General features: G+C 59.2%; 9 protein-coding genes. 4 read left to right on the top strand and 5 right to left on the bottom strand.

Annotation, left to right across the window (positions count from 1 at the left end; all coding sequences use genetic code 11):
- Positions 1-88: 88 nt before the first annotated feature.
- Positions 89-1,612, bottom strand: a complete 1,524-nt coding sequence (locus J3U87_RS25510; protein WP_237378613.1) for an amidase — start codon at positions 1,610-1,612, stop codon at positions 89-91.
- 320 nt (positions 1,613-1,932) lie between these two features.
- Between J3U87_RS25510 and J3U87_RS25505 the strand changes: the two genes are divergently transcribed.
- The 3 genes from J3U87_RS25505 (at position 1,933) to J3U87_RS25495 (ending at position 6,466) form a co-directional block, all read left to right on the top strand.
- Positions 1,933-2,550, top strand: coding sequence for an ECF-type sigma factor (locus J3U87_RS25505; RefSeq protein WP_237378612.1), 618 nt, complete (start codon positions 1,933-1,935; stop codon positions 2,548-2,550).
- Positions 2,551-2,618: 68 nt separating this feature from the next.
- Positions 2,619-4,376 carry a serine/threonine-protein kinase gene (locus tag J3U87_RS25500; RefSeq protein ID WP_237378611.1) on the top strand — a complete coding sequence of 586 codons (1,758 nt, stop codon included), beginning with the start codon at positions 2,619-2,621 and terminating at the stop codon, positions 4,374-4,376.
- Between the two features lie 104 nt (positions 4,377-4,480).
- Complete coding sequence (locus J3U87_RS25495) at positions 4,481-6,466, top strand: hypothetical protein (protein WP_237378610.1); 1,986 nt, start codon at positions 4,481-4,483, stop codon at positions 6,464-6,466.
- Positions 6,467-6,736: 270 nt separating this feature from the next.
- Here J3U87_RS25495 and J3U87_RS25490 read toward each other — a convergent pair whose 3' ends face one another.
- The 3 genes from J3U87_RS25490 to J3U87_RS25480 all read right to left on the bottom strand — a co-directional run bounded on the left by J3U87_RS25490 (position 6,737) and on the right by J3U87_RS25480 (position 10,542).
- Complete coding sequence (locus J3U87_RS25490; protein WP_237378609.1) at positions 6,737-7,183, bottom strand: hypothetical protein; 447 nt, start codon at positions 7,181-7,183, stop codon at positions 6,737-6,739.
- A 138-nt stretch (positions 7,184-7,321) separates the two neighbouring features.
- Complete coding sequence (locus tag J3U87_RS25485; RefSeq protein WP_237378608.1) at positions 7,322-9,364, bottom strand: carboxypeptidase-like regulatory domain-containing protein; 2,043 nt, start codon at positions 9,362-9,364, stop codon at positions 7,322-7,324.
- 413 nt (positions 9,365-9,777) lie between these two features.
- On the bottom strand, positions 9,778-10,542 hold the full coding sequence (locus J3U87_RS25480) for a ParA family protein (protein WP_237378607.1): 765 nt from the start codon (positions 10,540-10,542) through the stop codon (positions 9,778-9,780).
- 667 nt (positions 10,543-11,209) lie between these two features.
- On the opposite strand from J3U87_RS25480, the gene J3U87_RS25475 reads away from it, so the two are divergent.
- A complete protein-coding gene (locus tag J3U87_RS25475) occupies positions 11,210-11,542 on the top strand; it encodes a hypothetical protein (protein ID WP_237378606.1) in 333 nt (110 codons plus the stop codon).
- A gap of 133 nt (positions 11,543-11,675) precedes the next feature.
- On the opposite strand, the gene J3U87_RS25470 is transcribed toward J3U87_RS25475, so the two are convergent.
- Complete coding sequence (locus J3U87_RS25470; protein ID WP_237378605.1) at positions 11,676-13,268, bottom strand: methyl-accepting chemotaxis protein; 1,593 nt, start codon at positions 13,266-13,268, stop codon at positions 11,676-11,678.
- Positions 13,269-13,728 lie beyond the last annotated feature (460 nt).

Here is a 13,728-nt window from a genome sequence, read left to right as displayed (position 1 = left end):
CCGGTGTGCCGGACCACCGGCAATCCGGCCCCCGGCCTGGGCGGCGACTCATTGGTAAAAAGGAACTTACATGTAAACGGCCCTGCACCTACGAAGAAATCCTCTCCTCAGAAACCGCGGTTGCGCCGGCCTCCGCCGCCACCATCCGAGGTTCGCCCTTCTGCCAACGGTCGGTGGTTTCCAGTTGCGCGGCCAGGCGGAGCAGGGTCGTCTCGGCGCCGAAGCGCGCCATGAACTGCACCCCGATCGGCAAGTCGCCCACCCGATGGAGCGGTAAGGAAATGGCCGGCACGCCGGTCAGGTTGGCCAACTGCGTAAACGGCATTTTGGCCAGGTTCTTGAGACTCTCCACCTTGATCTTGCGCTTGAGCAACCCGCTGAGCCCGAGTCGATTGATGATCTTCAAACCCACGCGCTCGAATCCGGGCATGGCCAGCTCACCGACGCGGAGCGGCGGTGCGGCCAGGGTCGGTGTCAGAAAGAGATCGTACTCCTCGAAAAAACGCCCCACGGCACGGGTGGGCTCGTTCCAGTGGGATTTGTAGAACGCGAAATCACCCGCCGTCAGTTTTCGCCCCATGACGCGCAGGGCCCAGGTAGCCGGCTCCACGTCTCCCGGTCGAATTCGCCGCCCCAACACCTTTTCCAACTTGCGAAGGCTGGCGTCCACCTCGCCCTGGTACATGGTCACGTAACACTCGGCCAACAAGTGGCCGTCGTAGTCGGGCGCATCCTCCGCAACCTCGTGACCCAGGCTCTCCAATAGTTTCGCCGTTTGTTCCACCGCTTCCCGGCAGGCCGCATTCACCGGCGCCCCCAGCGGCGATTGGGTGGTGTACGCGATCCGGAGGGATCCCGGCTCGCGGCCGATCTCCTCCAAAAAAGGCCGCTCAGGCGGCGGAATCTCGTAGGGTGCGCCCACGTCGGCTCCGGCCAGCACATCGAGCATCGCCGCACAATCGCGAACCGTCCGCGTCAAGGCGTGACTGACCACCGCGCCACTCCAGAGCTCGCCGTTGAACGGGCCCAGGGGTACACGTCCGCGGGTGGGCTTCAACCCCACCAAACCGCAGCACGACGCGGGAATGCGAATGCTGCCGCCACCGTCACCGGCCGAGGCGAAGGGAACGAACCGCGCCGCCACCGCGGCCGCCGAACCACCGCTGGACCCGCCCGGCGTGTGCTCCGGGTTCCAAGGATTTCGGGTCGGGCCCCAAAGCTCGGGCTCCGTCACGCCCATCAACCCGAATTCAGGACAATTGGTCTTCCCGACGAACACCAGGCCCGATCGGCGCAAACGCAGCGCCATCTCGCTGTCCTGACCGGGAATATATCCCGCACAGGCGCGGCTCCCCATGCTCATGGGCACCCCCTTCACCACCGTTTCGAGGTCTTTCAACAAAAAGGGGACCCCCTTGAACGGGCCTTCCGGAAGCGGTCCGGCCGCAACCCGTCGCGCTTCTTCGAACATGTCGGTCACTACTGCATTCAGGGTGGGATTGTGACGTTCGATTCGGGCGATCGCGGCCTCGACCAATTCCGAAGGGGATACTTCTCCGCGGGCAACCAGCTCGGCGAGGCCGAGGGCATCGTATTGGGCGTAATCCAACAAAACGGGACTCCTGACGAGTGCCCATCCGAGAGCCGATTGAGGATCATCTACCCGATGGTCCATGTTCCGCCGAGGTTCGTTCCGAAGACCACGGCTTCCGGATGGAGACTAACTCACTGTGGATTTGTCACATATCCTCTCAGAACCGGGTTCTATACGCAAGGCCGAGCGCCGACTCGACGAATCCGGTTCGAAGTGACCGGACGGTCGTCGTTCGGTTCGAGGCACCTCGACCGACTCCTGACCACGCGACTTCGTTCGGGAACGACAAGCCGAGGAAAATATGGAACAATGGGAAGGTCTGAAGCAGGAAGCATGTCATGGGAACCCATTCCGCCAGCGATAACAGCCCCATCGAGGACATTCCAAACCAAGCGTCGTTGACCGCTTATCTGGGCCAATGGCGAAAAGGCGATCCGCAGGCACTGAACCGACTGCTGCATTTGGTGTACCGCGATTTGAAGGGTGCCGCCATCCACTATCTGAACGGCGAGCGTGCATGCCATACACTTCAACCAACCGCCTTGATCAACGAGGTCTATCTAAGGTTACAGGCCAACGATCGGCTCTCCTTCCAAAACCGCGCCCAATTCTTCGCCTTCGCCGGTCGCCTCATGCGGCAGATCCTGGTGGAACACGCTCGCTCTCGTGCGGCCGTCAAACGAGGAGGCGATCGAGAAAAAGTCTTCCTGAGCGATATCACCGGCGTCATCAGTGACAAGCAAGGCGACCTCAATTCGGTACTCGCGGTCGACGAGGCCCTCGAGAAGTTGGATAGGTTGGATCCCCGCCAGGCACGGATCATCGAGTTGCGTTTCTTTGCCGGCCTGAATACCGGTGAAGTGGCCGCTGCGCTGGAGGTATCCGAGGCGACCATTCAGCGCGAGTGGCGTGTCGCCCGTTTGTGGTTCATGCGCGAATTGTCGACCAAAAGCTAGCCCCTGGATGGCAGTGGAACCTTGTGACCAAAGCAGTCACGCAACGTTTGGATCGGAAGGCGGCCGCGATGGACACAGAAGCTCGAGGTAAATGCCCACCCGATAGGAACCAAACGGAGCTTGGCGCCGCATCCGAGCAGAACCGGACCCCCTCGCAACCAGAGGTGATCGGCGATTATCGCGTTCTGGAGGAAGCCGGACGGGGCGGCATGGGCGTGGTCTACAAGGCGGTCCACCGCGACGATGAGTGCGGCCAGCCCGTAGCCGTCAAGGTGTTGAAGCCGGGTTTCGATTCGGAAAAGGTGATTCGCCACTTCGAGCGCGAACGCCAGATTCTGGCCAATCTGCGCCATCCCTACATCGTCGCCTGGCGCGAAGGCGGGCAAACCCGGGAACTGCAGCCTTACCTCGTCATGGAGTACATCGACGGTCTCCCCCTGACTCGATTCTGCGCCCGGCATCGCTTCTCGATCCCACAGCGGATCTCGCTGTTCCTCAAGGTATGCGAGGCGGTCCAGGTCGCGCACCGCAACCTGATCGTCCATCTGGACCTCAAACCCGGCAACATCCTGATCACGCCCGGCGGCGATCCCAAGCTGTTGGATTTCGGGCTGGCCAAACTGCTTCAACCCGGCCAAGAGAGCGACACCGCCTCGCAGACCCATCCCGCGTTTCACATGCTCACGCCCGGCTACGCCAGCCCCGAGTGGGTTGCCGGCGAACGCGTCTCGGTAGCCAGCGACGTCTACTCTCTGGGCGTGGTATTGTTTGAATTGCTGACGGGCTCGATTCCGTTCGCCGGCGAGTTCGACAACATTCAAGAGTGGCTGCGGATCGTGAGCCGAAAGGCGCCGCCCAAACCCAGTGCCGCCTGGAAACAGGACCGCCCCTCGCAATCTCCACACGAGGTGGAAGACCCCGTCGTGCAGGGCGCCAACCATCGCCGTCACCACGGGCGACTGCTCCAGGGCGACTTGGACAGCATCGTGCTCAAGGCGCTCTGTCGCGAACCCGGTGACCGTTACGCCTCGGTTCTGGATTTGAAGCAAGACCTCGAGCGCCATCAAAAGGGCTATCCCGTTCAGGCCCGGCGGCGACGCTTCCTGTACGCAACCGGCAAGTTCCTGACGCGGCATTGGCGACTCGCGTCGGTGGCGGCGGCGGCCATCTTCCTCCTGGCCGCCGGGCTCGTGCGCATCGCCCACCACAAGGCCCAGACCTTGCGGGCACAGGGTCGGTCCCAGCAACTCACCGAGTTCGCCATGGACCTGTTCGCCCTGCAGGACCCTTTCTCGCCCCACCGCGATCAGGCCGAGATCGATCGCTTTCTCGACAAGGCCCAAAAAGACATCGATCGGGTTTTCGCTGGCGAGCCGTTGGACGCCGCCTACATCTACCATTTCCTCGGTGTGACCTTTCTCCAGCGGGGCCGCATGGACCAGGCCCGAAGGCTGCTGGTCAACTCGCTGAACCTGCGCGAGAAATATTTGCCGGAGGGTCTCGATCCGGAAGAGGACCCGCAGATCGCGGAAATGCGGATCCAGGTGGGTCACTGGTATCGCAGAAGTGGAGACCACGCCACCGCGATTTCCTACTATCGGAAAGCCTTACCGGTCTTGAAAAGCCAGCGAACCGCGAACCCGGAGGCCTTTGGCGACCTGTTGATGAACCTGACCGCCAGCCACCTAGCCATGGAGCGACGCGAGGTCGCACGCGCCTTCCTGACTCAGGCCGAATCCCTTTTCCTGCAACAGGATCCACTGCCGTTGGAAAAGGTCGAACGATTGGAAGCCTTGCGCACCCAAATCGAGCGAGACCCCGAATAGCCGGGACCGCCCTGTTGCCCAAACCCGAACTTTGACCTACTTTGTAAAAAAGTTCACCAAGAAAAAAACCTGTCTCATCATCGCTGAAGGTCGAGGAGGGCGTCGTGACCAAATTCTTTCGGCTGGTGTGTTGTCTCTGCTTTGCCTGCGGCCTGTTCGCCTCGGATGAGGAAGCCCGCATGTCCCTGTTCGTCGTCGGTTGCTTCACCCCCGAATTCCAAGACATCTTCGACGGCGACCTGGACGGCTACCTGCTGATCGGCGACGACTCCGATATCGACGGCTCCTACCTGCCCCGCAATTACGACAACGAAATTCCCAACCAGAATTGTGATTTACCGATCCGCAGATCCAAGCGCGGCGATGGCTTCAACGTCATCCAGGGCACCTTCGTCGATGTGCAGTTCGAGGTCGACAATTCGAGTACGACCGGCGGTGGTCCTTTCGATGCGCCAGGCACCACGGTGGTCCTCGAATACCCCGAGGGATTGGTCCCGCTCCTGGCCACGCTCCCCTGTGAGGTGGTCGATCGGGAAGTGCGCTGCAACCTGGGCACGGTGGCCGCCAGATCGCAAAAGGGCGTGGCCGTTCGATTCTACGCGGCGGCCACGGGCGAATACGCGCTGACCGGCCGGGTCTCCAGCGACCTTTTCGATCCCGACACCTCCAACAACGCTGACCTGGCCAACTTCGAAGTGGTGGCGCCGGCCACCCACCTGGTCTATCCCTGGATCTCGAAAAACGATCAATTCGAAAGCGTCATCGTCGTCAACAACTTCGGCGATATGGAAGCCCTGGTCTGGCTCTCCGCCGTCCGCCAGGAGGGCGAGTTCCACACCCGGCCGACCCTGATCCCGGCGCGTGGGTTTTTGAAGGGCGCGCCCGCGGAACTCTTCCCCGAATTGGGGAATGGTGGCGGTTTCAGCATGCGGGTCCTGTCCGAATCGCCGGCCGTTCGCGGACGATGGGTCACCAACGACTTGACGGCCACTTCCAAGAGTTCACCTTCCCAAGGGGTGGCCATCAACCTGCTGGACCGCTCCCTTTCCGCGAAAGACCGCGCCGGAACGCGCATCATGTACGGCTACCTGCCCGTCTCGAGCACCTCGTTCTCCGCACCGGTCGTGGTCAACATGGGCGCGGACGATACCGACGTGACGCTGGACTTCTACAATGAAGCCGGTAACCTGATCCTCTCGGACAACCAAACCCTGCGCAGCCTGGCCCCCTACCGGCCCTTCGCCGCGGTCGCCAACAACCTGGTCCCCGCCGACAGCGGCAACCTCGCCATGATCGCCAGTTCCTCCGGTGGCGCCACGATTACGGGTGTCGGCTTCGTGTTCAACGCCAGCCGGGAACCCTCGATCGGGAACGTGACTGGGCTTTCGACCGGATCCAGCCAGAGCGGAACCCACCTGGTGTTGCCGTGGATCTCCAACAACAGCGGCAATTTCGAAAGCATCATCGTCGTCAACAATTTCAGCCCTCGCAACGAAGTGGTCACGCTCACCGGTCGCCGCCGCACGGGTGACCCGGAAACGGTGACGCGCACCATACCCGCGAACGGGTTCCTGGAAGAGTTCGCCAGCACCCTGTTCCCCACTCTCGGCAACGGGTTCGGCTACACCGTGGAGATCACGACGAGCGCGAACAAGATCGCCGGCCGGTGGGTCACCAACAACCTGATCACCGAATCGATGTCGTCGCCCGCCCAAGGCGTGGGCATCGACCTGAACGCGACAAACTCGCCCCGTCACGGGACCGACGTCCTGTACGGCTACCTGCCGCTGACCGACACCTTCACCTCGGCACCGGTCATCGTGAACGTGGGCGACACGACGACGGACGTGACACTGCGCTTCTACGACTCCGCCGGAAGGTTGGTGGCCGAGGATGCCTCGACCCTGGCAGCGATCGAACCCTTCCGCCCCTTTGCCGCCGTGGCCAACGATTTGGTTCCGGAAGGCACCGGCGACATCTACATGGTGGCTTCCTCCAGCGGACAACCCCTGACGGGGGTGGCCTTCGTCTTCAATGCGGGCAACGAACCCGCGATCGGAAACGTGTCCCGCATCGATTTCTCGCCATGAGGCGCCGGACACCTCGGCGCGGACTCGGCATCGCCGTCGTCGTTTCGAGAAAAACCAACCGCAGCGACCCGCTTCAGGGTTTCCGCATATACGAATGAAGTTTCGCCCAGGCGGGTTGGGCATTGACCATCCTTCGTGACGTTCAGCCGAGAGCCCAGGCCGATTCACGGGTACCGCAATGCTCGGAAAAAGAACCGGTATCCATCCGGCGGGACCTTGACGCGATGCGCGAAGGAATTCCCCGCGGGATGGTACCGGTTCGCGTTCAGATCAGTCGCAGTCGTATCTCAACACGGTGTACATGTAGTTGAGCTCGGCCCAAGCGTCGTAGGCGCGATCACGGGCGGCGGCGGCATCGGGATCGGTGCATCCGTCGATGGTGATGGCACGGCGGAAGTAGATGTAGGTGCTGCGCAACAGGTCGCGCGCGGTTTTGACTTCGTCCTGGGCTTCGCTGAGGTCGGGTGTGGCGGCGCACAAGAGGGTTTCCGCTCGTTTGACGGGGGCGACGGCGGCCTCGAGGAAGGCACGGGCGCCTTCGTCGTAACTGCCCGGGCAGTTGACGTCATCGGCGGCTCCACGAATGTAGGGGATGTGAAACGAGCGTAATTCGCCCGCAATATCGCACAACTCGTTGGTATCGCAGCCGCCGGCGATGGCGGACGAACCCATGATCATGCCGAGGACCATTACCATGGAAATCATTTTCAATTTCATCTGAATCTCCTGCTTTTCGTTGTATTCGGATGCATCGCGACTCGCGATGCGGCTCGTCCCTACAAGCGAAAGCAGGCCGAAAACCCCATCACACTTTTTCGATTTTTTTTGAATTCATCGTCCCCGTCCGTTTCGAGATCAAGGTTCCTCGCATAATTGATATTCCCGTTTGGACGGTCGTAATTGGAGGCCACCATACCCGAGTTCGAAAACCTCGGGCCGTGCCTCGGTCGAGAAATAGATTTCGTAATCCCCGGACGGCACATTACTGAAAAAGAATTGGTTTTGAAACGCCTTGACCAGCTCACTGAATGCGACGCCGTTGGTCATGGTGCCCGTGATCTTCACCAGCGAGGCCGACTCGAAACATCCACTGACGAAATGCCACTCGTCGACGTGAATCTCCAGATCCAGCAGATCTCGATCCTCGACCTGAATTCGCGTGAAGCCAGGCATATCGTAACCGGCCGACAGATAAGCAGATGCTTTCGAATGATCCAACCCCAGATAGTAGGTCCCCAACTTCACTTCCTGGAAGGAAAAGTTGCCCTGTTCGTCACCAACCACCGAACGACTATCGCCGCTGGGTTCATAAAGATAGATTCGTCGATTTCCGACGGCTTCGCCATTCCGGAAAATCGATCCGGTTACGGCGAAGGAACGAACGTCTCCAAGATCCACTTTTTGGTATTCGGGATCGACGATGTCGACTTCGATGGTCTCTTCGTAATCCCGGCCTTGCAACACGAAGCGGGTATGTCCCAGCGGTAGGCCGTCATGCGCGTATCGTTCGGGATCGAAATCCCGAACCCTGATGACATTGCCCAGTGCATCCACAATCGTGAGTCGAATTGCCTGGACGTATTGTTCAGGATCGATGGAGCCCTCTACCTTGGTACCGCGATTCAAACGCAACACGATCGGATCGGCATCGCTGTCGATCGGCTCGGGAACCACGCCGACCAGGTTTTTGGATACATAACCACCACCGCTGGTCTGGATGTCGTAACGCTGGCTCACGCGGAGATTGTAGAAGGTGACAAATCCATGTTTATCGCTCGTGTGACCACGCGATCCACGCAATGTTTTCAGCGAAACCGCACAACCGGAAGCCGGCTTACCATCTTGATCCAACAACAGGATTTGGATCCTACCCAGAGAGGCATCTATCCAAAAATCCTGCACTTCACCAGTATCACCAGCGCGGAAACGATAGCGAAACTCGTAATATTCTTTTTTGCCCATGCTCAATCGCAGCACCAAATCTTCGTCCCGCGGAATACCCTCGATGCGAAAGATCCCGTCGGGAAAGTGTCGCCCCTTAGTCTCGAACGCACCATATGGCCCGTTCTCGCGGACCAGTCGTGGTTTGAAGGATTCGACAGGCTTCCCGGTCTGCCGATTCATCACCCGCCCCACGAGAACCGGCTTTCTGTGCAGAACCACGTCGGTTTCGGGACCCTGGAAGGGGTAGAGGGATTCCGGTTCATAGGCTTTGTGTCGGAATACCACCTCGGCTCCTTCGAACACTTTGGTCAGTCGATAGCGACCCTCCGCGTCCGTGTTCGGCTTCTCCATGTCCAGGCACCGCGTGCAATAGATTCGAACATCCGCAATCGGCCGCCCGTCTTCATCGGCCACGATTCCGGAAATCTCGCGAGAGCCATCTTCGGCCAGGAGACCCGGCAACGCATTCAGGCGCACCTCGAATTCGGTTTGCGGCCAGGCCATGCGTTCGGAAGTGTCGGCATAACCACTGGCCGTGACCGAGACCTTGACCGTGCGATATACGGGCAACGCAATGTCCACCCGGCCCTTGTCATCGGTGGCCATGAGGTAGTGTTGACGTGCCTCGGACTCGAGACGTACGCGGACTTCGGCACCTTCGATGGGCTGGCCACTCTCGCCCACGACCCGTCCCAGGATTCTGGCCGATGGGGTCGTATCAGTCGATGAAGCCGCCAGTTCTCCGGAATCCGTCTCGAGCGGTACCGCGTTGGCAGCCAAATGATCACCATCGGCACCCAGGTCGGGTTCCTCGGAATTGACGACCTCGGTGTGCATGGGCTTGTCGGTCGATCCGACTTCCCTACCCGGCGATTCAGAAGCGAATCGGAAAAAGAAAAATCCCCAAAGCGCGAGATTCAACATCAGCAACAGCGCGAATTGGCCTTTGTGCATAAGTCCCCCTTCGTAAGAAAAGGCGACAAAAGCGCCCTGGCAACACCAGGATCGATGTCATTCTACCGCCGATTGGGATGTCGCAACCACGCCAACCAGGTTCGTGCCACGGATCTCCCTTTGGGGACCTACCGCGACACCGGTCGTCGAAGCCGTGCCGAAACCACCCCGCCCGGAAACGGGGCGAGTCGGTTGATGGGGCGAGAGCCGAAACGATCGTGTTCCATCCCGATCGGCAGTCACCACCGATGTTCTGGAGTTCGGAAAAAACTCGGCTTACAGCGATGAAGGATTGGAGACCTGGCGCCCAAGACCCGCACCAGGCCCATCCAGCCACCTCGCTTGGGTAACCGCAGTGATTCCACTCGTGGAGGGACACTCACCCGTGGCGCTCTTCCTGGATGAGCACGGATTTAGTGGAGCTCTCCGTAAAGGGCCACGAATTCCTGGGTCAATTTATGCTTGGGGGCGAGATGGACCAGCGGCACACCCGCCTCGTGGCTTTCCCGCATTTTGATGGAACTGGAGAGTCGCGTTTTCAAGACCGGCAAATCCTCGCTTTCCAACTGGGAGACCAACCGTTGCGGCAGGTTCGCACGCGGCAGGTACTGATTGACCACGATCCCTTCGACCTTCAGGCGCGGATTGTGGTCTTCCCGAATTTCGGCCACGTTTTCCATCAAGGTGTACAACGCCTCGCGACTGAACTGATCACAGTCGAAAGGGATCAGGCAACACTCGGCCGCGATCAGCGCGGAAAGGGTGTAGAAATTGAGAGCGGGCGGCGTGTCGATGTAGATGGCGTCGAACGACTCGTTCAACCGCCGCAATGCGTCACGCAATTTGAAGATTTTGTGCTTGGCTTCCAAGCGGCTCTGAAGCTCGCCCAACGCCGGGGAGGCCGGAATGACCGACAGGTTTTCATATGGCGACGCGACGACGTATTCCTCGGGATTCTTGAGCAGGAGACGAAAGGAGAGAAATTGTTCGAAGAAGCCCGCCACGTTGTCGCCCTTCTCGGAAGCCTCGCGCCCCAACAGGTAATGGCTGGCATTGCACTGCTGATCCAGGTCGACCACCAGGGTTCGTTTGCCCTTGGCGGCGCTGATGGCCGCAAGGTTCGCGGCGATGCTGGACTTCCCCACTCCCCCTTTCTGATTGAAAATCACACGTCGCATGATGAACACCTCGCTTCCTCGGAATCGACCAAAAGGTAAGCAGCGATGCGGCAATGGTGAAAAACGCCCACCGAGAACATCCGCCCGAATCCCGAACTCACATCAAACTGTTTAAATTAAAGTAGTTATCATACCTTCGCGCAACCCGATTCCGCAACACCTTTCGCCGTCGTCGGGGTTCGAGGACCTCGCCACATTGCGGCAATCCCTGATTCGAAACCATTTGCCCGGTTCGAGCTTGGAAATTTTTTTTCAGGAAGGTCGAAGAGAACGCGTTCAGGGAGCTATACGCCTCCGCAACGTTCGGACTCGCTTGCCGAGTACGGGTCGGCATTGCGCAACTGCATATCCAACCTTTTGTTTTCTTTGATTTTGCGTCTCAATTGACAAAAAAGACAAACCACGAAGTCATCCCCTTCTTCCCGGCCTTTCGAAACTGAAACCAGAACATTTTTGCATCGTCGGCGCCACATTTTTTTGCACCGCCCTTCACGGAAAAACTCCCGAAAAATCGGGACTTCCCACATCACCGCAATCCGGGCATTTTCTTTTTCCACAAAGTCGCTTCAACCTCGATGCATTCGATCCGATAGAATTCACAAACCAGCCACTGGTTATTCGGTGACAAGGACGTCGCCACATTCATGCCACACGGAGGTCGCAATATATGTCTGACAAGAAAACCCTCAATCTCAACGAAATCAAGTACCTTATTGCAAACAAACCACTTGCTATCGTTCGCCTGGAACACTCTCCTCAAACCAAAACGTTGATATGCAAAGCGATTTCCGATCTGAAGAAGGATGTGAACAGCAAGCAAACTTTTGAAACGCTGCTGGAATTTCTCAAAGATCGCGCCCCCAAATACAATCTCAACCGCAACGAGAACGGCGCCCGCGAGTTTCTCATCCGCGAAATCGAGAAGGCCCTGGGTCTCCATCGAACCGGCAAACCCCAAAAGACAGGTCTGATGTCCCTATTCAAGTTGGTGACCGGCTGACAAATTCGGCGCGGCACCTCACAGCGGGCGAAACCTATGGCGTTGTGCGAAACCGAAGGCAGGGGCTCCGATGTGGATCGGAGCTACATGCCTCTCCGCCGCCAACCGCCAGGTCCACAGGGCTCGCCTTACGTCATCCACTGTCGCCGAGGGTCTCGCTCCGACAGGTATCGTGCAGCGTGGCCGCAATTTCGGCCAGTTCCCGCGCGCTTCGTCGCAGGGTGGCAATGGCTTCGTTCGATTGTTCCATTCCCTGGCCCAACACATCACAGGCCTTGACGATCGTGGTGCTGTGATTCGCCGAGACCGCGATGCGATCGGCGATTTCCTGGGCGCGGCTCTGTTGGCCCCTGACGAGCGTTCCGACGCTTTGCTGTAATTGGCCGATTTGCGTGACCGTGCCCGAAAAGGCGTTGCTGGTTTCGACCACGGTATCGACCTTGTCGTTGTTCTCCGTGATCTGGCGCGTGATTTCTTCGGCGGACTCTCCCGTCTTGGAAGCCAGCTTCTTGATCTCGTCGGCCACCACGGTGAATCCCCTACCGGCCTCTCCGGCCCGGGCGGCCTCGATCGTGGCGTTCAACGCCAAGAGGTTGGTCTGGGTGGAGATGCCGGTAATGACCTTGATGATTTGGCCGATCCGCTGCGAACTCTCCTTGAGGCCCGAAGTCAACCGGCCGGCCTCGTTGGCCTGGCTGATGGCCTGGGCCGCAATGGATTCAGCCTCTTCGGCCGAGCTGGTCACATGCGCCATGGCACTGGAGGTCTCGTGAATTTCCTGAGTCATGCGTTGCAGGTGATCGTGGATCTCATCGTTCCGACCGGCCACTTCCTTGCTTTGGGTCAAATTGATTTCCAACTGTTTCTGCAGCGTCGCACCGCTTTGCCGCATATGTTCCGATTCGTCGTTCAAGCGTTCGGCCAGGGCCAGGATCTGCCCGAACACTTCCTGCAATCGCTTGCCGCGCCGTTCCGCTTCCTGGCGGGCCGCTTCCTGCTCGCGTACCGCGTCCTGGTGGGCCAGACTCGCTTCCTCCAGTGCGGCCGCCTTCTTTTCGATCTCCTCTTTGGCTCGTTCGTTGGCCTCGACCGCCTCGTTCATGTGCTCCAACGCCTTTTTCTGGGCGGTCCCGATCTTCAACCGAATCTGTTCCAACACGGTGACCGATACCGTCACGGCCGCCAGTTGTTTCACGATGTTTTCCGCGCGCATCCGCGGCAGGTCCTCGACGGGAAGGTTCAAGGCGTACAAATCGACTCCCTGCTTTTGGAGGTAGGCGTACCAGAGGATCTCGACCAAGACCAGCACGAGCCAGATCACGGTTCCGCGAAGCCCGGTCAGAATGACGGTGAACAGCGGCAGGACCAAAAACCAGTAAATCGCGCTGGATTCGATGCCGCCGGTCCGGTAGGTGTAGAAGCTGAAATACCAAAAGAGAATCAAGGCGACCAGGTGGCCGAGAATTTTGAGTGGGACCGACATCTTGAGCAACATGGCGACCCCGCCAATCAGCACCATGGTGAACAAAAGGTTGATGGCCAGTACCGTTTCGTGGACCTTCAGCCATTTGATGGCGGTCACCAGGAAGAAGATCTGGCCGACCATGCAGAAGATGATCACGATTCGGGCTTGGCGCTTCGTTTCCACATCATTCATGTGGGCGCTCGGGATGAACCAATTCAGCATGCGATCGATCGCGTCCGTCAGCTTTTCAATTAACTCCATGAAGTGTGCCTCCCGAATGCCGCGCGTGACCCAAGTACCGGGATCCGGACGGATCCCATGATCCGAATCGTCGGGGGGATGAGGCGCGATGGGAACTCGCCGGTTCCGGTGACGCCGTGATACGCGAGGATCGTGGGGGTTCATGGATGCATTGCCGGGGAATGTCCCATCCGTTACCGGAAACTGGAACCCCTGGTCCCACCATGGTCTCGCCGAGAGTCGATCTCTTGGGCTTTCGTTGCGCGGATTCCCCTGCCTTTTCGGCATTTTTCCAAAAAGAATGAGCCGATCCGGCGGAGTTCCGCAACTCTCTAGGTTTTCGTTGGTGGCATCTCGCGAATCTCGCGGGAAAAGGGGCGAGTTTTCCTCATGCTCGACCTTGCAGGCACGTTGCCTTCCACGAAGAGAAGCAGGAATCCAGGAATAGCGGAAGCCAGGATTTTTTTCCACGGATCACACG

Origin of the sequence: Sulfidibacter corallicola (assembly GCF_017498545.1) — a bacterium.
Taxonomy (GTDB): domain Bacteria; phylum Acidobacteriota; class Holophagae; order Acanthopleuribacterales; family Acanthopleuribacteraceae; genus Sulfidibacter; species Sulfidibacter corallicola.
The sequence above is the reverse complement of the archived record's forward strand: the minus strand, read 5'-3'. Positions and strand labels throughout refer to the sequence as shown.

Bases quoted from the DNA above. Each gene is read 5' to 3' on its own strand.
- J3U87_RS25490 (WP_237378609.1), bottom strand. From the start codon at position 7,183: ATGAAATTGAAAATGATTTCCATGGTAATGGTCCTCGGCATGATCATG.
- J3U87_RS25505 (WP_237378612.1), top strand. From the start codon at position 1,933: ATGGGAACCCATTCCGCCAGCGATAACAGCCCCATCGAGGACATTCCA.
- J3U87_RS25500 (WP_237378611.1), top strand. From the start codon at position 2,619: ATGGACACAGAAGCTCGAGGTAAATGCCCACCCGATAGGAACCAAACG.
- J3U87_RS25470 (WP_237378605.1), bottom strand. From the start codon at position 13,268: ATGGAGTTAATTGAAAAGCTGACGGACGCGATCGATCGCATGCTGAAT.
- J3U87_RS25475 (WP_237378606.1), top strand. From the start codon at position 11,210: ATGTCTGACAAGAAAACCCTCAATCTCAACGAAATCAAGTACCTTATT.
- J3U87_RS25485 (WP_237378608.1), bottom strand. From the start codon at position 9,364: ATGCACAAAGGCCAATTCGCGCTGTTGCTGATGTTGAATCTCGCGCTT.
- J3U87_RS25480 (WP_237378607.1), bottom strand. From the start codon at position 10,542: ATGCGACGTGTGATTTTCAATCAGAAAGGGGGAGTGGGGAAGTCCAGC.